This window comes from Bifidobacterium sp. ESL0825 (genome assembly GCF_052606465.1).
Genome location: NZ_CP199589.1, coordinates 1738658 through 1758023, shown reverse-complemented (window position 1 = coordinate 1758023; position 19366 = coordinate 1738658). Strand labels below are relative to the sequence as shown.

Here is a 19366-nt window from a genome sequence, read left to right as displayed (position 1 = left end):
CGACGACGGTTTATGCCTTGGCCACGAACAGACGGGAGACCGCCGTCGACAGGGCCACAGCCAGGCCCATGGGCATGAAGGCCATGACCGGCAGATGGCAGACCTCCATCAGCATGGCCATGGCCATGAGCGGGGCCTGCTGGGAGGCGGCCAGCAGGGAGGCGGCGCCAATCACGGCACACTGCCAGACCGGCAGGCCGGGCACAAGGCAAGCCAGCAGCAGGCCCAGAACAGCGCCCATGGCGGATCCCAAGGCTATGGACGGCGTCAGGGTGCCGCCGAAGGCCCCGGCACGGATGGTGGCTGTGGTCAGCAGGGCCTTGGCCAGTGCGAAGAGGGCCAGCAAGGCGAGCGGCTGAGCCAGCTGAAGTCCGGAGAATCCCGCAGACAGCCGCTGATCCATGCCCATCTGGGCCAGAGCCCGGCCGTTGCCCAAGACCTGGGGAACGGCCAGGGCGACCAGGCCGGTCAGCAGAGCCACCCCCGTCAGCTGCCAGATGGCTGCAGGACCAGTGGTTCTATGGGCCTCAGCCCAGGAGGTCATCCGCCGGAATCCGGCCCCCAACAGTCCCATGACCGGTCCGATCAGGAGGACCACTGCCATGAGCCAGGGCCGGAAGGGCTCGGAGCCGACCTTATAGTAAGGAGCAAACCCCTTGATGGAGCCGCCGACCAGGGTAGCCAGGGCCGACATGGCCAGATTGACCGTCACCACTTCGGCATCCACCCGCCGCAGCAACACCTCGATGCCGAAGCAGGCACCGGTCAGAGGCGCGATATAAATGCCGGCGAATCCGGCTCCTGCTGCGGAGGCCACCAGCAGCGGACCGTCCTGATCACGCAGCCCCAGCCGTCGGCCCATCCTTGACCAAAGACCGCCTAGCAGGGCCCCGGCCTCGCGCGGGGCCACCTCCCTGCCGATGGAGCCGCCGGCAGCCACAAAGAAGATCTGGGTGAGCACATGAACCACGGTCCGCCCCGGGGGCATGGGCGCGCCCTTGACAGCCTGGCCGACCGAGGGAACCAGTCTGGTCCTCGTCCGCAGCCAGGCCCAGATCAGACCGGCCGCCAGCCCGGCAATGGTCACCGAGGCCAGCCTCCTGATCGGCGGCACCGCCTCAGCCGTGGGAGTCTTTGGAGTCTCAGCGAAACCCAGCAGGCCGACCTGGGTCAGCTCGAAGAACCTTGCCAACAGGCCCGAGGAAAGTCCGACCAGCAGGCCCAGGCAGAGCACCGAGACCGCCAGGCCCCAACTGCGAGGAAGCTGGAATCCGCGACTGGACCCTGGAGCCTGGTCAGGCTTTCGTTGGATATGCACAACCCCAATCTAGCGGAAGCAACCGCCAGCAGAGCGTCAGCCCAAACAGCCTTTCCGTCAGTCCGTCTTGTTCTTGAGGGCCTCCCGCAGGAAGTCCCGCTGCAGAATAAGCAGGTTCTCGGCAACAGTCTCGTCATTGGTCATGTGGGTGATGCCGGTCAGCGGCAGGACCGTATGGGGACGGCCGGCCGCCATCAGAGCACCGGAGAGCCTCAGGGTGTTGGCCACGGAGACGTTGTCATCCGCAAATCCGTGGATCAGCATCAGCGGGCGGCGCAGCGAGGGGGCGTCATCAATGATCCCGTTGCGGCGGTAGACGGCCGGGTCCAGACCTAGATAGCGCTCGGTGTAATGAGTGTCGTAAAGAGTCCAGTCCGTGGGCGGGGCGCCCGCGCAGGCCGCATGTATCCGGTCGGGAGCCCGCAGAACCGACAGGGCCGACAGGAAGCCGCCATAGGACCAGCCGATCATGGCCACATGCCCCAGATCAGCCTCAGGAGCGAAGTCCGGCAGGGCCTCCAGAGCCTCAAGCTGGTCATCCAGAGTCACCTGGGCCATGTCCTCGAAAATGGCCCGATCCCAGGCAGGCCCACGACCCGGCGTGCCCCGGCCATCCGCGGTCAGGACCAGGAAGCCCTGATCCGCCCACCACTGGGACTCCCAGTAGTAGGACTGGTTGAAGACCACCTGCTGGGCGCCCGGCCCGCCGTAGGGCTTGAGCAGGACGGGCAGGCTGTCGGCGCTGGCGTAGGGGCTGGATTCGGACGGTCTGACGATGGTAGCGAACAGCTCGTGCTGGCCCATGCGCACGAAGTCCACGTTGGGGGTGAACCCGGGATCGCTGCTGGTGTCGGCCAAGACGGCGCTCATGGCTCCCTGGCTATTGATATGACCGGCATCCACGGCCCGCCGATCAGGACGATCCTGATGCTCATGCCGCACAGCTTCGCCAGTCTGCTTAGCGCTGCTGTCGGGGCGGGCTTCACCCACCAGGCCCAGCCCTTCAGCACCCAGGCGGTCCAGATCCCCGTCTGCTCCCAGGTAGCAGTGGCGCACCTGTCCCTGCGCCGAAGCCATGGTCCGTCCGCTGACCACGATGCCATGGCCGGCTCGCGAGGCGGACCACACTCCGGGCAGACGGTTGAGCACATGGATGGAGCCGTCATAGCCCAGGCGCATCAGGTCGAAGCTGCGGGGGTCAGTAGAGACCACCGCCAGCACATCGCGGTCCTCCACGGACAGCACCTGTCGAATCTGGCAGCCACCAGGAGAGAATACCTTTCCGTCCAGGCGCAGCCGCGTGGTATCGGCTTCTGTATCGATGAATGCATCCACCAGCCCGCCCTGGGGCTGGTAGGCCGGCAGCCCCGGCACCAGGTCGATCCACTGGTCGTTGCCATGCTCCTGCAGCACCCTGGTGGCCACCTTGGGCGCCGCCTCGGGATCAAGCAGGGTCATATTCTGCCCCGGCTCCAAGCCCTGGCGGGCATCCGGCACCTGCACATCCAGAATCCTGTCCTCGGTCTGCCGACGGTTCTGAACCAGCAGCAGGGGCCGATGCCCGTCCTGCCAACGGACCACGGCCAGGTACTCGAAGGCATGATGGTCCCAGTCCACCTCGCCCACCCAGGGGTCGTCGTCATCCTGGCCCAGGAGGACCAGACTCAGCCCGACGCGGGCGTTGGCGGTCAGAGCCTGGGGATACCGCCGAGCGCGCGGCCCGACCTGGGGATTGGCCGGATCGCTGATGTACCAAATCGGCTCATCGGAGGAATCCGTGTGCTCGACCAACAGGGCCCGGGAATCCGGCGACCACCAGAACCCCTGGTAGCGGTCCATCTCCTCGCCGGCCACGAACTCGGCCAGCCCCAGCCGCATCCGATCATCGGTGCCGGGGCGCAGGGCCAGGACAGCCCTTTCACGATCCTGCCCGGCATCCTGCCCGATGGTGACCACCATCAGCCGGTCGCCAGTCGTATAGGCCACCATGGTGCCGTCCGGACTGATGGCAGGATTGAGCACAGCCGAATCGCTGTCTTCCAAACTCAGGACCCGCGTGGAGGCGGTGAGACCATCAGGGGCAATCAGCGAGAGCCAGAGCCGACCGCCCAAGGCAAAGACCACCCGATCCCCGGCAGCATCCACGCTGTAATCGACAATGCCCTCGCCGCCCTCCCGCGAGCGCTCCCTGCGAGCTTGCTCAGCGGCTGGCACCTGTTCCTGGTCCGCATCATCCAGCAGGGCCCTGGGGTCGGCCAGGAGCACCTCACGGTGGCGGCCATCCTGGTCAAAGACGGACAACCAGAGCCCGGTCACCAGGTCTTCAGGTCCGTCGGAGCGCAGAAAGACGGCCCGTGAGCCATCCCCCACCGCCAGGGCCGACCGTGGCGCACCCAACGTAAACCGCAGGGTCCGGGCCTTGGCCCGCGGATATGCCTCCATCGCCCGATCCACCTCTTCGGCCATGCTCGCTCCTCGACTATCTCTGACATGATCCCCATGATCATGCGTCTGCCACGATGATAAGCGCCTAGGCGCCAAAGAGGAATTCGAATAGCTCTACTGTGATGCGCCACCTCGATCATCAGTAAACGTCAATCGTTCTACTGAGAAATTTTTATTGTCGAATACGGCCTGTTTCCGGGCTATGACCAGCCGATGACCATTCCCTGCGATAGAATCGAAGTGTGTTGTCACCAAAGACTGGTCGATGATGCCTGTTTCCCAGGGGTAGGAGTGTCAAGGCAGGACACCCCATGAATGTATCTGGGGAGCAACCGACAATAGAGAAAATAGAGGTAACCAATGAATATCATGGTTCGTTTCAAACGCGCATGCGCAGTACTCGCTGCCGGCGCCACCCTGGCAGGCGGCCTAGCGTTGCTGCCTACCGTGGCCCAGGCTGTCGAGAGCAAGAATGTCCAGACCAAAGCCGCTCCTTACACAATCACATTCATCAGCGATTAGACCTCGACTACAGGAGAGACACGACAGACCGACTCAACCGGCAAGCTGGATCCCGAGTCACTTCCCAAGGCTGTGCTGCCTGACTACATGAAAGATTCGCAGACCGAAGAGAAGCCTTGGACGGCTGACGGATGGACCTATTCTGCTATGGGCTTCGACAAAGTGGACTTTAGCCAACCTTTCACTTCCGACACCACCGTCTATGCGAAATGGGACCAGCCAAACATCGTCAAATTCATCAGTAAGGATCCGCGTGACGACGCGAGTGAGTTCGTTGAAGTGTCGTCACTACCCACGAAAGAGGGCCACAAGCTGGCTGATCTACCCGATAACCCTCCCAGCTACCCCGGCTACACTTTCGATGGATGGTTCTCTGCTGAAAACGGCACAGCTTTTGACCCCACAGCCACCTTCTCCGATGACGCTAATTTCGTAGCCAGGTACACCAAGGTGACCACTCCCAACGAGCCCAACAAGCCTGGTCAGACCGCTCCGGTTGACAACAACACCAAGCAGCCTGCCAAGGACAACACCAAGCAGCCTGCCAAGGACAACAAGGCTCCCGCCAAGGATCCGGCTAAGAAGGATGCCAAGAACAACAACACTCTGGCTCAGACTGGCGCCGATGCCGTGGCTCCTCTGGCCATTGCCGCTGGCCTCTGCCTGGCTGCCGGCATCACCCTGGGTCTGCGTCGCAAGCTGGCTCTGTGAGCCTGCAGGCTTCGGCCTGACCCATGATGATTGAAGTTCAAAGGCCCCTTGGTCCATTGTGGCCACGGGGCCTTATCCATGCCTGGCAGTCGCGGTCGTTCGAACCTGTTCATTGAAGAAATTGCAAGCATCCGACCGCCCATTACCCCCTTCCGGCAGGGTCACGTACTATGAAAGGGTTATATGGAAAGGGATGACTATGAGCGTTCTCGATCGTTTCGAGAAGAGCGTGGAAGGCGCCGTTAACGGTGTCTTCTCGAAGTTCGGCTCCAAGGACCTACAGCCCGTCGACCTGTCGAGCGCCCTCGAGCGTGAGATAGACTCACAGGCCATGCCCGTCGGTCGCGACCGCACCGTGGCGCCCAACGAGTATCGGTTCAGACTATCCACCCCAGACTTCGACCGCATCGAGCAGTGGGGTTCGGAGGCTCTGGCCAACGAGCTGGCAGATAACCTGACCAAGTACGCCGAAAGCCAGCACTATGCCTTCGTCGGCCCGGTCGTGGTCATTTTCGAGGAGGACCTCAACCTGAACAAGGGCGACTTCCACCTGTCTGCCGAGTCGGTCCAAGGCAACGCGGCACCCGTCACCACCCCCGATGAGTCCAAGGACTGCCCGGTGCTGGAGATCAACGGCCGCCAGTACCTGCTGACCGCCCCCATTACCACCATCGGCCGTGGATCCTCCTGCGACATCGTCATCGACGACGCAGGAATCTCCCGCCGACACCTGCAGATCGAGATCACCGACAAGGGCGTGGTAGCCCGCGATCTGGGGTCCACCAACGGCACCTATGTAGAGGGACATCAGGTTCCCGCAGCCACCCTGCTGGACGGCAATACCATCACCATCGGCCGTACCCGCATCCTCTACTGGGCATCGTCACAGGAACAGGATTCGTAAGTCGCCCAGACCTTGAAGTAAGGTCGAATCATTATGCTGACTGAACTGACATTCGCCATCCTCAAATACGGATTCCTGGCTCTGTTATGGGTATTCGTCTGGCTGGCCATCCGTTCACTCCGCAAAGACATCGAGACTTTCAGCCCCAAGACCTCTCATACCCGCCGACGCAGTGAGCGCGCAGCCCAGCGCAAGCTTCCGGCTGCCGCCAGATCCGTGCCTATCGCCCCGGTCAGCAAGACAGAGCCTGCAAGCGACGACCCATCTTTGCTGGTAGTCATTGACGGACCTCTGGCCGGCTCTTCCACGCCGCTGTCCGGACAGCCCATCACCTTGGGACGCTCCTCCTCGAACACCCTGGTGCTGGACGACGAGTTCGTCTCAGGCCATCATGCGCGGGTCTACCAGGATCCTGCATCAGGCCGATGGGCCATCGAGGATCTGGGGTCCACCAACGGCACCGTCGTCTCGGGGCAGAAAATCACGGCGCCGACAATCCTACCGGCGGAGGTTCCCGTACGCATCGGTGCCACCACCTTCGAGTTGAGGTAGCCGCCCATGACCAGGAACGATGCGAGCCAAAAGCTGTTCCTCTACTCCACGGCGGTTTCAGACGTGGGGTACGTGCGCAGCAACAACCAGGATTCTGCCTTCGCCGGCGAGCGCCTGGTGGCCATGTGCGACGGCATGGGCGGCCACGCAGGCGGGGATACGGCCTCGACCATAGCCATCCGATCCCTGGCCCACATCGAACGCGACGACCGTGAGCAGGACGTGCAATCCCTGGCCCGGATGATGGAGACCTCGGTCATCGCGGCCCATGACGCCATCGTGGGCAAGGCCAAGCGCGAACACCGGCTGTCAGGCATGGGCACCACGGTCACGGCCCTGGCTCTGGCCGACGACTCCTGGGTGCTGGCCCATATCGGGGACTCCCGGGGCTACCTCCTGCGCGATGGCAAGCTGATCCGGATGACCCAGGACCACTCCTACGTGCAGCACCTGATCGACACCGGCCGCATCTCCCCGGCCGAAGCCCGCAACCACCCCCAGCGCAACGTGGTCATGCGGGTCCTGGGTGACTTCGACATCGACCCCCGTCCGGATATCTCCATCACCAAGGCCATGCCCGCAGACCGCTGGATGATCTGCTCGGACGGCCTCTGCGGTGTTCTGGAGGACTCGACCATCGCCGAGGTGCTGTCCACGGTCTCGGACCAGGCGGAGTGCGCCCAGCAGCTGGTCACCTTCGCCCTGAAGGCTGGCAGCACCGACAACGTGACTGTGGTCATCGCCGACGCCACGCTGGCCTTGGACGCCGATGCCTTTGACCTGCCCCATCAGACCCCTCTGGTCGGCGGCGCAGCCAGCTCCAACCTGGAGGCCCTGGCTGACATCCTGGATGAGCCCGTAGCGGCTGCACCGCGCCTGCGCGACCAGTCCCGGGAGTCCCCTGCCAAGCGTGCCGCCGATCTGACCCAGGACCGGGATGCCACCAAGCAGGAGGACGAGGACGAAGATGGCCGCACTGCCCAGCCCTCGGCGGCCCGCGAGGAGAGCGGCGAACGGCATGTGCCCGACACCAGCGAGATCCCCGTCGTCCGCAAGAAGGACGGCTCGGCCTCAGCCGACCCCTACGACCCCGACGTGGCTGACGCCATCCACAAGGAGCACCTGGAGCAGCGCAAGCGCCAGCGCTCCCGGCACCGGAGAATTCGACTGATCCTGGCCGGCATCATCACCCTGGTAATCCTTGCCCTGGCCGGAGGCACAGGCGCCGCCTATCGCTGGAGCCAGGAGCAGTACTACCTGGGCACGGATCAGGGCCGTGTGGTCATCTACCAGGGTGTGCCCACCAAGGCCTTCGCCCTCTCGCTGTCCCACCCGGTGCAGACCACGGACATCGCCGTCAAGGGGCTGCCCCAGTCCTGGCGTGACCAGCTGGAAGAGGGCATCACCGTCTCCAGCATGGAAGACGCCCAGGAGCACGCCAGCCTGATCCGCAAGGAGGCCGGCGACCTCAAGCGCGAGCGCGCCAAGACGGCTGCTTCCCCGTCAGCCTCGTCCTCGCCGTCGAAAACCAGCCAGGACGGGCGGCACTCGTCATGATCGCCATCCGTCTGCGCCGCATAGGCCTTCTGCTCTTCTCCCTGCTAGTAGGGTTCATCGGCTTCTTCCAGATGTTCGCCCGCTCGGCGGGCCGCTTCCCTGGAGACTACGCCGCCCTGCTGGCAGTCACCGCCGCCCTCTTCATCGCCCTCTGGGTCCTCTTGGAGATTTTCCAGCCTTATGGCAGCCAGGCCATCCTGCCCAGCATCGTCATTCTGAGCTCGCTGGGCATCACCCTGATCACTCGCATAGATCTGCGCAACGCCCGGATCGGCCAACCCACACGAGTGGGCTTCACCCAGCTGATCTGGCTGTGTCTGGCCCTGGTCCTGTGCGGACTGCTGGTGGTGCTGCTCCGGGACTACAGACTGCTGCGTCGCTTCTCCTATGTGAGCATGGTGGTGGGTCTGGTCCTGCTCCTGTCGCCCATGCTTCCCGGCATCGGCCGCGAGATCGGCGGCGCCCGCATCTGGATCGGCATAGGGTCGCACACCCTGCAGCCCGGCGAATTCGCCAAGCTCTTCCTGGCCTTCTTCTTCGCCGCCTACCTGTTCGACCACCGAGACCAGCTGGCCGTGGGCGGCAAGAAGGTGCTAGGCATGCGGATGCCCCGAATCAAGGATCTGGGCCCCATCATCATCGTCTGGCTTATTTCGCTGGCCGTCCTAGTCATCCAGCATGACCTGGGCACCTCGCTGATGTACTTCGCCATGTTCGTCTCCATGCTCTATGTGGCCACCGGCCGCACCAGCTGGATCGCCATCGGCTCGGTCTTCTTCGTCATCGGGGCCGTGGCCGCCTCCATGATCTTCGCCCATGTGGGCGCCCGCGTGGACGCCTGGCTGCACCCCTTCAGCGACGCTGAGTTCAGCAAGGCCTTCGGCGGATCCGGACAGCTGGTGCGCGGCATCTTCGGCCTGGCCGCCGGCGGGCTGACCGGCACCGGTCTGGGCCAGGGACGCCCCTGGATCACCCCCCTGGCCAACTCCGACTTCATCTACACCTCGGTGGGCGAGGAGCTGGGGCTGAGCGGCCTGCTGGTGGTCCTGGCCCTCTACCTGGTCATCGTGGCCTCGGGCATGATCACGGCCATGAAGATCAAGGATGGCTTCGGCAAGCTCCTGGCCTCCGGTCTGGTCTTCACCATGGCCTTCCAGGTCTTCACCGTGGTGGGTGGCATCACCCTGGTCATCCCCCTGACCGGCCTGACCATGCCCTACATGGCGGCGGGCGGCTCCAGCCTGGTGGCCAACTGCATCCTGGCCGTCCTGCTGATCATCATCTCCAACGCGGCCAACAAGCCTGCGCCGGAGGTCAGCTCGGACACCTTCAAGTACGAGGCCCTGGCCGTCCTGCGCCAGCAGGAGACCAGCAAGCGCAGCGGACAGGACGACTCGGATCATAACGATTCGGACCAGGACGAGGAGACCGACCTGCCAGCCACCGGACGCATTCCCGCCCGCCAGGTACGAGGAGGTGGACAGTGAACAAGGCCCTGCGTCAACTCTTCAACGCCGTCATCGTCCTCTTCGTCATCCTGGGGCTTTCCAGCTCCATCATCATGGTGATCCGGGCCGGGAGCCTGAACTCGGATCCGCGAAATCTGCGCGCCCTCTACCACGAGTATGCGGCGCCCAGGGGGGCCATCCTGACCTCGGACGGCGCCGTCATTGCCCAGTCCGACCCCATCAACGACTCCTTCCAGTACCAGCGGCACTACAACAAGGGGGGCGTCTACTCGCCCATCACCGGCTACTACTCCATCACCAGCCCGGCCGACCGGGGAATCGAGGCCTCGCGCGACCGCCTGCTGAGCGGCCAGTCGGACAGCCTGTGGATGGACCGGCTCAAGTCCCTCTTCACCGGCACCCAGAACAAGGGCGCCTCCATCGAGACCTCCATCAATCCCGGCATGCAGGAGGCGGCCTATACCATGCTGGGCAACCTGTCCGGATCGGTGGTGGCCATCGAGCCCTCCACCGGCCGCATCCTGACCATGGTCAGCACGCCGAGCTACAACCCCGGCGACCTGACCGCCCACGACAGCGGCGATGCCTCCCAGGCCTATCAGAAGCTGGCCTCCCGCTCAGATAACCCCATGCTCAACCGGGCCACCTCGCAGCTGTATCCGCCCGGGTCCACCTTCAAGGTGGTCGTGGCCGCCGCCGCCCTGGAGTCCGGCCAGTACCACCCCGACAGCCAGCTGCCGGCAGGAGCCTCATACACCCTGCCCGGCACCAACTACAACCTGACCAACGCCACAGCCACGGGCAACGGGGTCAACGGCAGGATCAGCATGGAGAACGCCCTGGCCTACTCCTCCAACACCGCCTTCGCCCAGCTAGGTGTCAGCCTGGGCGGCAAGACGCTGGCCGAGCAGGCCCGCAAATTCGGCTACGGCTCCACCATCACCTTGGACGGGACCAACTCCACAGGCCGACCTATGAAAGCTGTAGCCTCCAAGTTCCCCGAGGACCAGTCCCAGGACCGGATCGCGCTGGCCTCCATCGGCCAGGGGGACACCCTGTCCACCCCCATGCAGGCGGCCATGACGGTCGCCGCCGTGGCCAACGGTGGCAAGCTCATGCAGCCGACCCTGGTTGACCGGGTGCGCTCCAGCGATCTGAGCGTCATCAGCGAAACCACGCCCTCGGTCTACTCGCAGGCCTTCTCCACGGACACCGCCAAGGCCCTGACCACCATGATGGATGCGGTGACCACCAAGAGCTACCCGGAGCTGGCCATCCCCGGCATGCAGGTGGCGGCCAAGTCCGGCACGGCCCAGATCGGCGCGGGCAATGCGGCAAATGACGGGTGGATGGTAGGATTCGCCCCGGCCGATAACCCCAAGGTGGCTGTTGCCGTCGTGGTGCATGGCATCTCCTCCTATGGCATGGAGATCGCCGGGCCGATCATGAAACGCGTCATGCAGGAGGCTGCCAAGTGAAACTGGTACAGGGACAGCTCATCCATCGACGGTACCGTCTGGACCGCCGTCTGGCCCAAGGGGGCATGGGCGAGGTCTGGAAGGGCTACGACATCGAACTGGGCCGTGTGGTGGCCATCAAGGCCCTGCGCGAGGACCTGACCAACGAGGAGTCCAAGCTGCTGCGGCTGCGGGCCGAGGCGCACAATTCCGCCAACCTGGCCCACCCCAACATCGCTGCCCTCTTCGAGTACTACGAGCATGACGGCATCGGATTCCTGATCATGGAATACGTGCCCAGCCAATCCCTGGCAGACATCTACCGGGACCGGGGCGCCCTGGACCCCATCGAGCTGCTGCCCATCCTGATCCAGACGGCCCGGGGGCTCTACGTGGCCCACTCCCACGGTGTCATCCACCGGGACGTCAAGCCGGCCAACATCATGGTCTCCGACACCGGCGAGGTCAAGATCACCGACTTCGGGGTCTCATACTCCACCAACCAGGGGCAGATCACCCAGGACGGCATGGTGGTGGGCACGGCCCAGTACATCTCGCCCGAGCAGGCCCAGGGCCTTCAAGCCACCCCCCAGTCAGACATTTATTCCCTGGGCGTGGTGGCCTACGAGGGGCTCTGCGGGCACCGGCCCTTCACCGGCGCCACCCCGGTGGACATCGCGGCGGCACATGTCAACGACCCTGTGCCGCCGCTGCCCGACTCGGTGGACAACCAACTCATGAACTTCGTCATGTCCATGCTGGCCAAGGACCCGCGGGACCGCCCGGCGAATGCGCTGGTGGTCTCGCACACACTGGCCAGGATCGAGCAGCGGCTGCTGGATCAGCAGGTGGGCGAGACGGAGGTCATCAATCCACGCGCACCCATGCCTCGACGCATTATGAGCAGGCCGCACGCGGTAAAAGACATCTTCAGGCCCTTCTGGGGGCACTATGGAGAAGGAAGCGCACAGCGCGGCCTTGAAGCGACGAACGGAGGGGATACCCTATGAGCATCACACTGCCGCCGTCCCTAGCGGACGGACGATACCGTCTGGGACAGCTGATCGGACGCGGTGGCATGGCCGAGGTCCACAAGGCTGTGGACACGCGTCTGGGAAGGACTGTCGCGGTCAAGATCATGCGGTCCGATCTGGCCAACGACGAGGTCTTCCTATCGCGGTTCCGGCGGGAGGCCCACTCGGTCGCCCTGCTCAACAACCCCAACATCGTCTCCATCTACGACTCGGGCGAGGAGATACTGACCGACGACCAGGGCAACCATGAGCGGGTGCCCTACCTGGTCATGGAGTACGTCAAGGGCCAGACCCTGCGGTCCATCCTCAAGGAGAACGGCGCCCTGAGCCAGCGCGACAGCGAGCAGGTCATGCTGGGCATGCTCAGCGCCCTGGACTACTCCCACCACATGGGCGTCATCCACCGGGACATCAAGCCCGGCAACATCATGATCTCGGAGCAGGGCATCGTCAAGGTCATGGACTTCGGCATCGCCCGGGCCATGGACGACTCGGCCGCCACGATGACCCAGTCCCAGGGCGTGGTGGGCACGGCCCAGTACCTGAGCCCCGAGCAGGCCCGCGGCGAGAGCGTGGACATGCGCTCCGACCTCTACTCGGCCGGCTGCGTCCTCTACGAGATGCTGACCGGACGGCCGCCCTTCAACGGGGATTCGGCCGTGGCCATCGCCTACCAGCACGTCACCGAGGTGGCCACCCCGCCCAGCACCATCGTGCCCGGCCTGCCGAAGATGTGGGACTCCATCTGCGCCAAGGCCATGGCCAAGGACCGCCAGAACCGGTATGCCACGGCCTCCGCCTTCAAGAGCGACATCCTGGCCTTCATGAACGGCGGAACCCCGGTGGCTGCCGCCTTCAACCCGCTGACGGACCTGGCCAACGTCAAGGCCCGCAAGGATGCCGAGCAGGGCACCGAAACGGCCACCATGCCGCTGACCGAAGAGGAGACGGCCGCCACCCAGGCCTTCAACCCCGTCCAGGATTCGCTCAACCCTGCTGCCACCGGCGTAGCCACGGCTGAGCGCACAGCCGCCAAGACGGCCCAGCAGAAGGCCAAAAAGCGCAAGAAGATCATCATCGGCGCCGTCCTGGGAGCCCTGCTTCTGGTAGCCGCCGGGCTGGGTCTCTGGACGGTCGTGAACCGGAACCATCATCAGATGGCCGAGGTGCCCACCATCAACGCGCAGATGTCACGGATCCTCGCCCGCGAGAAGGTCACCGCCGCAGGCTTCCACTACCAGGAGAAGGAGGACCACGACTCGGCCGAGCCCAAGGGGACCTTCACCAAGCAAAGCCCCAAGGGCGGAAGCATGGCTCCCAGAGGCTCCACAGTGACCGTCTGGTTCTCCTCCGGGCCTAAGGACACAGCCATTCCCGACGTCAAGGGCATGAACCAGCAGGAGGCCCGCAGAACCCTGGAGAAAGCCGGATTCAAGGTCTCCCCCGCCGCCTCGGTGGAGGACAGCCAGGACGTGCCCAAGGACCATGTGACCCGCACGGATCCCGCCGCAGGCCAGAGCGTGGCCAAGGGAACCAGCATCCTGATCTACATCTCCTCGGGCATGACCAAGGTGCCTGATCTGTCTGGCAAGAGCAAGGACGACGCAACCAAGACCCTGCAGAGTCTGCACTTCAACATCACCATCCGCGAGCAGGCCTCCAACACCGTGGCCAAGGATATGGTCATCAGCACCGATCCGGCTGCCGGGTCCTCCGTCCAGCAGGGAGCCATGATCACGGTTACCGTCAGCAACGGCATGCAGTTGGGCAACTACATCGGCATGACTCTGGGCGAAGCCAAGCGCACCCTGGGCCAGGGGGTCAAGATCACGGTCAACGGCCCTGGCAACGACAACGCCGAGGTCACCGGCCAGGATCCTGCCGCAGGCGCCTCCTTCGACAAGTCCAAGGACACCATCACCCTGACCACAGCCATCCGCATTCCGCCCTTCTCCCAGGGCGAGACCTTGGGCAGCTACCGGCAGAAGCTGACCAACAGCGGTGTCAGCGCCGACAGGATCACCTCCATCGGCAAGGACACGGACAAGGTGACCGCTGTAAACCCATCGGCGGGAAGCAGGGTGGACGACAACACACCCATCACGGTGACCACCATCAGCTCCGCCAACTGACCTGATATGGCCCCGGCGGGCACAGTCCTGCCGCCGGGGCCATATGTTGGGTCATATAAGGCCAGGCAGCATGAGTACGGGTGAAGTAGCGGCACCTTCCAGACCATGGCCACCGTGGTGTCTTAGATAAACCAGGGCAATCACTTCCGGCAGTCGGCAAGACATGACATCAATAAGCGGCGGGGCCGCAGGATCACATTGGATCCTGCGGCCCCGCCGCTCTTCCTATGACGCCCAGGTCAGAAGGTGGAATAGTTGGACATCTGTCTGAGCATGGGCACGTTGCTGGCCAACCATGGGAAGCCCCATTCCATCAGGGCGCAAACCAGAGCCAGCAGAAGCAGAATCAGCAGAAGCCATCGAATCGGGGCTATGCCGGACTGGTGCCGCAACAGCCAGCCGTAGAGGCTGATCATGGGCTGGGGCTTCTCGCCCTTGCGAATCTGCCGCAGCAGGGGGTACCGCCAGGCAGCCAGTGCCGCCAGGTAGATGATCAGATAGGCTGCTGCCAAAACCAGGAAGACCGGCTGCAGGGAACCCAGCCTGGCCATGACCGAGCCCTTGTCGTCGGCGAAGGCCACATTGCTGCCACGGTCGCCCAGCAGTTCCTTGGGCACGCCGTCGGACACCTTGGCCCAGTAGCCGAATTCGCCCCAGCTGATCCACCGATGGGTGGCCGTGGTGTACTTGGGCTCGCAGGTGGTCAGTGTGATCATGCGCCGATCAGGAGCGTCGTTGGGCGAATAAGGGTTGGGGGCGATGACGCTCACCTCTTCGGGCGAGACGATCTTGTACCGGGTGTAATGGTAGACGTACCAGTAATCCTTGGTGCGCAGGACGATGGCATCGCCCACTCGCAGCTCGTCTACATGGCCCAGCGGCTCACCATAGCCAGCGCGGTGTCCGGCTATGGCCACGTTGCCCATCTCGCCCGGCATCTGCGTATTGGGGTAGTGCCCCAGTCCCGCATAGGCCAGCTCCCGGGGCGACGTGCCCTGAACCACATTGCGCTCCCAATGCTGTCCAAACCGAGGAATGTAGGCCTGGGCCATCAGTTCACCCTCGGCGGCCTGCTTGGGCTGTACCGGCGGCGCCCCTTTCTGAGGCTTGGCCACCTTGCGGGAGTCGCCCGATCCCGGGTTGCTCCAGGAGGTCGATGCCCGGGCCTGCAACTGCTGATGCTCGGACTGCACGCCGGTCCACCAGAGCTGCCAGACCACGTAGAGGGCGCAGATGACGGCCAGGGTAATCAGCAGCTCCCCTACGATTTCCGCAATGCCCACCAGCCAAGTTCGCCGCTTATCCGCCGGTTTATCCGCCGGCTTATCCGCCGGTTTATCGACCGACGTCCTGTCGTTCTCCGAGTCCTCTGTCGTCATTTACCGTGCCTTCTCATCTAGCGATGCGTACTGGAGTGGCTGCAGGACAGCCGTCGTCTCAGGGAATTTCAGATTGTCCGAAGATTCGACATTCCATCCCAGACCTACCGTATTCACGTACTCCTTGTAAATGCGGATGGATGGCGAAGCATTCAGGGACTTGGTCATCCGGTCGACTGGTCCTATGGCTGAAATCTTATATGGCGGCGAGTACTTTCGGCCGTGCAGCAGCAGCACATTGCCCACGCATCGCACGGCCGTGGTGGGCAGCACCCGCTGATCCTGGATCCGCATGGACTCGGCTCCCCCGGCCCAAAGCGCGTTGACCACGCTCTCCACATCCTGCTGGTGGATGACGTAATCATTGATGTTGGCCGTCGACCCGTCGGACCCCACCTTCTGCTGCCAGAGCGGGGAATCGTTGAGGGTCACCGTCAGCCCCGGCCCCTGGACGGCCTTGAGCACCGTGCCCGAGCCAGGATCCTCGCGGGACTGGTCCGAGCTGCCCTTGTCGTCAGTAAGGGTCTTCAGCGCGTTGATCTGCGAGCTCATGTCATTGATGTCCTTGCGCAGCTCGGCAGCCTTGTTCTGGCGCTCCTCCACCAGCCCGGCCGTGTCCGAGGTGACCGTGACCGTCCTGTTGACACGGATGTTGGTGGTCAGCATGTACCCGACCAGGGCCAGCACCACAGCCACGGACACTGTGCCGACCAGGGACCTGCGCGCACCGTGCCGTCCCGTCCGTCTGGCCATAGGCATACCCTCATCCTCGTCTGCGATAGTATTACGTTCGAGTCTAACCGCTACTATGGCTTAGTAGATCTACTGAAGGAGAATAACCTCATGGCAGAGCATCAACTCCATGATGACGAGGACCAGGCGGTGGACGAGGCCAAGACCGCTGACACTGGCGAGGACGCCGAGGACGAGGAGTACGGCCTGTCCATGGACAAGGTGGAGGCTGTGCTCAACCAGAACGTTGACAAAAAGCACATGACCCCGCAGATGCGCCGCATCGTGCAGCGTCAGGAGGAGAACACCCGCCGCGTGGAGGACACCATCAAGAGCACCAAGGCCAATCCACGTTGGTTCGTGCCTCTCTTCGTCACGCTGATGGTGGTGGGCCTGATCTGGATCGTGGTCTACTACATCGCCTCCACCCGGGGCAATGTCTTCCCCATCCCTGGCATCGGCAACTGGAACCTGGCCGTGGGCTTCGGCATTCTGCTGGTCGGCTTCCTCATGACCATGTGGTGGCACTGATCCAGCCACAGTGTTCTTCAGGGACCCCGCAACCGTCCAGACACGGCTGTGGGGTTCTTTGTATACCTGCCTAGAACCGTCCACACCTGAACGTTATGCATGTGTGGATTCAAGCCTCCAGCTCCACCTATTTCATCCACTGTTGTCAGACTCAAGCCACAGTTATCCACAATCGCCCGAATTCATCGTGGACTTCCTAGGACACTCGTCTACAACCCTACTGCTGATTGGGTTCTTCCTTCACTTATCCACTTTTTGCCGGTATATATGCACCAGTTCTGGATACTTATTCCCAGGTTATCCACACGATTGTCAACAAATGTGGATAGATGACATCCATGTCATTTATCGATAACGAGACCCAAAGCGGAGACGAGATAGTCGGCAGCCAGATGCTGATTTTCAGCGCATGGGGTTGGCCATGTTGCAGCCCAGAGCCAAGAGAACCAGGGCCGCCAGGAAGATCAGCGTGGGCAGCAGCCAGGAGAGCAGGCCATGCACCCGCGAGCCAGGCCGGCCCATGTGCAGTAGGGCCAGCATGAAGAGGCCGCCGACTATGAATCCGCCCACATGGTCCTGCCAGGCGATGCCGGGCACAAACAGGGGCATGCAGAAGTTGATGGCCATCCAGACCACCATGGAAACGATGTCGATCCCCAGACGGCGGTAGACCACCAGGATGGCGGCGAAGAGCCCGAAGAGCGCGCCCGAGGCCCCGATGGCCGACGTGCCCCATCCATTGGGCGCCAGGACCGCATAGACCATCAGCCCCAGGTCTCCGCCCAGCCCGCTGATCAGATAGAGGGCCAGAAAACGCCCATGCCCTATCAGATTTTCCAGCACCGGACCCACAACCCAGAGGGTGATCATGTTGAAGAGTATGTGCGAGACATTGGTGGCGTGCAGAAATATGTTGGTCACGAACATCCAGGGCTCATGAATGGCCGTAATCGGCACGAAGGCCCAGTAGCCCAGCAAAAGCCGCTGGTAGCGAAGCGGAGCCAGCAGGTACAGGGCCATCTGGATGACCCAGGCCACTATGCAGATCAGGGTGATGGCTATGGTCACCACCGGAGCATGGTCACCCCAGTGCCGCCGGATCCAGCCCAGCGGCCCCCGACCGTTCCCTCCGCCTGCGAAACCGGTGCCCATGCCATTGACCATGAACCTTACCTTACCTGACCATCCGGCCCGGGGTGTGCGGTTTCCGTGCCGCAATGGCACCGATGCGCCCCACAGTTCGCCGCTTTCTACTAGGATGTTGACTAGGTCGGTCGAAGTGGGCAGGACCGACGAAAGTCGTCGAAAGGAGCCAAACATGGAGAATTCATCTTCAAACGGCTGGAAGTTCTTTGCACTGCTCTTCGGCACGCTGCTGGCCGGCGTTGTCGCTCTGTTCGTATACAAGCAGCAGAACCCGGATTACGATCCCTGGGAGGAGCCGTGGGAGAACAGCTCATCGCCAGTCGACCTGGGCCTGGCCAAGGATGAGGAGGACAAGGGATCCGAGGACCCCGAGGCCCCTCTGCAAGCGGGCGCACAGGCCTGACCGTTCCGGTCGGGAAGGAATCCGACCCAGCGTCAAAGACGTGAGGGCAACGGGTTCCTTTTTTCATGCCTGAATTCGGCCCGGCTGCAGCCTGCTGGACACGCCTGTTGGGGCGGCGCGTCACAATGGAGCTATGAGTGCCATACGGGAAGCAGACATGGAAGAAGGCCGCCGGGATTTTCTGGCCTGGCGCGATGCGGCCAAGGAGGCCGCGAACAATCTGGGCCCGGAGGGCGACCGGCTGACAGTGGCCCCGCAAACAGACAGGCGCAGCAAGGCCATGGCTGTCCGCTATTCCCTGCACATGCTGGAGATCAAGGCCCCCGGCCCCGGCGTAGAGGTCAGGGTGGCGCCTTGGGGGGCCGTCAAGATTCTGGACGGGCCGGCATCCGACCCGCATAACCTGACCCCGCCCGACGTCATCGAACTGGATCCGGATGTCTGGCTGCGGCTGGCCGCCGGCGTCACCAGCTGGGGCGAAGAAGCCGCAGCCGGGCATATCAGCGCCGTGGGCGAGCGAGACGATCTGCACGAGCTGCTGCCGCTGGTATGAGGCCGGCTACTTGCTCGCGGACCCCTTGGCTGCGGTCTTCTTGTCCTTGTGGTGTTTGAGCGCGCTTGGCACGGGAATGGGTATGCGCTTGTGGGGCTTGGGCGTGGCCGGCATCTCGCCAGAGGTGGCCTTGGCAGCAGCCTCGGCGGCCCACCGGGCGTAATCGTCCAGATCATCGTCCGTGGAGTCCTCGGGGTCCTGGCCCCCCGATTTGCGCGAATCCGGTTTGGAGTACTCCTCTTCAACCATTTTGAAGGGATCTTTGCCCCTGGTTCCGGGTTCCTTGCTGCTGAGCTCTTTGGCCAGCTCGTCGTAATCCGTGTCCGTTGTCAGATATTTGAGCTTCCGGGCTATTTTCGTCTGCTTAGCCTTCTGACGTCCGCGGCCCATCCGACCCCCTTCGCCAGGTAACGTGCACTTAGGCAACTTGAATGTGAATTTGCATCATTTATGAGAGTACCACCTGAGCATCTTGTCGGCTCGGACTTTTACCATAAAAGCAATTCCCAGAACGACATTCG

At 63.3% G+C, this 19366-nt stretch carries 18 protein-coding genes; 12 read left to right on the top strand and 6 right to left on the bottom strand.

The window, feature by feature from the left end; translation table 11 throughout:
• Positions 1-10: 10 nt before the first annotated feature.
• Together ACUIAG_RS07425 and ACUIAG_RS07420 are read right to left on the bottom strand one after the other, a co-directional pair.
• Complete coding sequence (locus ACUIAG_RS07425; RefSeq protein ID WP_445339525.1) at positions 11-1318, bottom strand: chloride channel protein; 1308 nt, start codon at positions 1316-1318, stop codon at positions 11-13.
• 57 nt (positions 1319-1375) lie between these two features.
• On the bottom strand, positions 1376-3784 hold the full coding sequence (locus tag ACUIAG_RS07420) for a prolyl oligopeptidase family serine peptidase (RefSeq protein ID WP_445339524.1): 2409 nt from the start codon (positions 3782-3784) through the stop codon (positions 1376-1378).
• Positions 3785-4123: 339 nt separating this feature from the next.
• Between ACUIAG_RS07420 and ACUIAG_RS07415 the strand changes: the two genes are divergently transcribed.
• From ACUIAG_RS07415 to pknB, 9 genes are all read left to right on the top strand, one after another.
• Positions 4124-4285 (top strand): hypothetical protein, encoded by a 162-nt coding sequence (locus tag ACUIAG_RS07415; protein WP_445339523.1) that lies wholly within the window; start codon positions 4124-4126, stop codon positions 4283-4285.
• Positions 4286-4372: 87 nt separating this feature from the next.
• Positions 4373-4996: an InlB B-repeat-containing protein gene (locus ACUIAG_RS07410; protein WP_445339522.1), complete on the top strand. Its 624-nt coding sequence runs from the start codon at positions 4373-4375 to the stop codon at positions 4994-4996.
• Positions 4997-5195: 199 nt separating this feature from the next.
• Positions 5196-5900: an FhaA domain-containing protein gene (locus ACUIAG_RS07405; protein WP_229133387.1), complete on the top strand. Its 705-nt coding sequence runs from the start codon at positions 5196-5198 to the stop codon at positions 5898-5900.
• Positions 5901-5936: 36 nt separating this feature from the next.
• Entirely contained in the window at positions 5937-6452 is a 516-nt protein-coding gene (locus tag ACUIAG_RS07400; protein WP_445340388.1) for an FHA domain-containing protein FhaB/FipA, read from the top strand.
• A 6-nt stretch (positions 6453-6458) separates the two neighbouring features.
• Positions 6459-8009 carry a BofC C-terminal domain-containing protein gene (locus tag ACUIAG_RS07395; RefSeq protein WP_445339521.1) on the top strand — a complete coding sequence of 517 codons (1551 nt, stop codon included), beginning with the start codon at positions 6459-6461 and terminating at the stop codon, positions 8007-8009.
• Positions 8006-9496, top strand: coding sequence for an FtsW/RodA/SpoVE family cell cycle protein (locus tag ACUIAG_RS07390; RefSeq protein WP_445339520.1), 1491 nt, complete (start codon positions 8006-8008; stop codon positions 9494-9496). Before ACUIAG_RS07395 ends, ACUIAG_RS07390 begins: the two co-directional genes overlap by 4 nt.
• Positions 9493-10956, top strand: a complete 1464-nt coding sequence (locus ACUIAG_RS07385; protein WP_445339519.1) for a peptidoglycan D,D-transpeptidase FtsI family protein — start codon at positions 9493-9495, stop codon at positions 10954-10956. The genes ACUIAG_RS07390 and ACUIAG_RS07385 overlap by 4 nt, the downstream gene beginning before the upstream one ends.
• Positions 10953-11945 (top strand): serine/threonine-protein kinase, encoded by a 993-nt coding sequence (locus ACUIAG_RS07380; protein ID WP_024627542.1) that lies wholly within the window; start codon positions 10953-10955, stop codon positions 11943-11945. The genes ACUIAG_RS07385 and ACUIAG_RS07380 overlap by 4 nt, the downstream gene beginning before the upstream one ends.
• Complete coding sequence (gene pknB, locus ACUIAG_RS07375; RefSeq protein ID WP_445339518.1) at positions 11942-14101, top strand: Stk1 family PASTA domain-containing Ser/Thr kinase; 2160 nt, start codon at positions 11942-11944, stop codon at positions 14099-14101. Before ACUIAG_RS07380 ends, pknB begins: the two co-directional genes overlap by 4 nt.
• 239 nt (positions 14102-14340) lie before the next feature.
• Here pknB and ACUIAG_RS07370 read toward each other — a convergent pair whose 3' ends face one another.
• Positions 14341-15480: a class E sortase gene (locus ACUIAG_RS07370; protein ID WP_306221580.1), complete on the bottom strand. Its 1140-nt coding sequence runs from the start codon at positions 15478-15480 to the stop codon at positions 14341-14343.
• Positions 15481-16233, bottom strand: coding sequence for a DUF881 domain-containing protein (locus ACUIAG_RS07365; protein WP_445340387.1), 753 nt, complete (start codon positions 16231-16233; stop codon positions 15481-15483).
• Between the two features lie 90 nt (positions 16234-16323).
• On the opposite strand from ACUIAG_RS07365, the gene crgA reads away from it, so the two are divergent.
• Positions 16324-16743 carry a cell division protein CrgA gene (crgA, locus tag ACUIAG_RS07360; RefSeq protein ID WP_024627538.1) on the top strand — a complete coding sequence of 140 codons (420 nt, stop codon included), beginning with the start codon at positions 16324-16326 and terminating at the stop codon, positions 16741-16743.
• Between the two features lie 402 nt (positions 16744-17145).
• Here the strand turns inward: crgA and ACUIAG_RS07355 are convergent, their stop codons facing one another.
• Positions 17146-17907, bottom strand: a complete 762-nt coding sequence (locus tag ACUIAG_RS07355; protein ID WP_232342027.1) for a rhomboid family intramembrane serine protease — start codon at positions 17905-17907, stop codon at positions 17146-17148.
• 154 nt (positions 17908-18061) lie between these two features.
• On the opposite strand from ACUIAG_RS07355, the gene ACUIAG_RS07350 reads away from it, so the two are divergent.
• Together ACUIAG_RS07350 and ACUIAG_RS07345 are read left to right on the top strand one after the other, a co-directional pair.
• Complete coding sequence (locus tag ACUIAG_RS07350; RefSeq protein WP_046322139.1) at positions 18062-18292, top strand: hypothetical protein; 231 nt, start codon at positions 18062-18064, stop codon at positions 18290-18292.
• Between the two features lie 133 nt (positions 18293-18425).
• A complete protein-coding gene (locus tag ACUIAG_RS07345) occupies positions 18426-18845 on the top strand; it encodes a sterol carrier family protein (RefSeq protein ID WP_445339517.1) in 420 nt (139 codons plus the stop codon).
• Between the two features lie 6 nt (positions 18846-18851).
• Here ACUIAG_RS07345 and ACUIAG_RS07340 read toward each other — a convergent pair whose 3' ends face one another.
• Positions 18852-19235, bottom strand: a complete 384-nt coding sequence (locus ACUIAG_RS07340; RefSeq protein WP_024627535.1) for a DUF3073 domain-containing protein — start codon at positions 19233-19235, stop codon at positions 18852-18854.
• Positions 19236-19366: the final 131 nt, after the last annotated feature.

Excerpts from the sequence above, each read along its gene's own strand:
- ACUIAG_RS07420 (WP_445339524.1), bottom strand. The coding sequence starts at position 3,784 with ATGGCCGAAGAGGTGGATCGGGCGATGGAGGCATATCCGCGGGCCAAG.
- ACUIAG_RS07415 (WP_445339523.1), top strand. The coding sequence starts at position 4,124 with ATGAATATCATGGTTCGTTTCAAACGCGCATGCGCAGTACTCGCTGCC.
- ACUIAG_RS07410 (WP_445339522.1), top strand. The coding sequence starts at position 4,373 with ATGAAAGATTCGCAGACCGAAGAGAAGCCTTGGACGGCTGACGGATGG.
- ACUIAG_RS07405 (WP_229133387.1), top strand. The coding sequence starts at position 5,196 with ATGAGCGTTCTCGATCGTTTCGAGAAGAGCGTGGAAGGCGCCGTTAAC.
- ACUIAG_RS07395 (WP_445339521.1), top strand. The coding sequence starts at position 6,459 with ATGACCAGGAACGATGCGAGCCAAAAGCTGTTCCTCTACTCCACGGCG.
- ACUIAG_RS07390 (WP_445339520.1), top strand. The coding sequence starts at position 8,006 with ATGATCGCCATCCGTCTGCGCCGCATAGGCCTTCTGCTCTTCTCCCTG.
- pknB (WP_445339518.1), top strand. The coding sequence starts at position 11,942 with ATGAGCATCACACTGCCGCCGTCCCTAGCGGACGGACGATACCGTCTG.
- ACUIAG_RS07370 (WP_306221580.1), bottom strand. The coding sequence starts at position 15,480 with ATGACGACAGAGGACTCGGAGAACGACAGGACGTCGGTCGATAAACCG.
- ACUIAG_RS07365 (WP_445340387.1), bottom strand. The coding sequence starts at position 16,233 with ATGGCCAGACGGACGGGACGGCACGGTGCGCGCAGGTCCCTGGTCGGC.
- crgA (WP_024627538.1), top strand. The coding sequence starts at position 16,324 with ATGGCAGAGCATCAACTCCATGATGACGAGGACCAGGCGGTGGACGAG.
- ACUIAG_RS07355 (WP_232342027.1), bottom strand. The coding sequence starts at position 17,907 with ATGGTCAATGGCATGGGCACCGGTTTCGCAGGCGGAGGGAACGGTCGG.
- ACUIAG_RS07350 (WP_046322139.1), top strand. The coding sequence starts at position 18,062 with ATGGAGAATTCATCTTCAAACGGCTGGAAGTTCTTTGCACTGCTCTTC.
- ACUIAG_RS07345 (WP_445339517.1), top strand. The coding sequence starts at position 18,426 with ATGAGTGCCATACGGGAAGCAGACATGGAAGAAGGCCGCCGGGATTTT.
- ACUIAG_RS07340 (WP_024627535.1), bottom strand. The coding sequence starts at position 19,235 with ATGGGCCGCGGACGTCAGAAGGCTAAGCAGACGAAAATAGCCCGGAAG.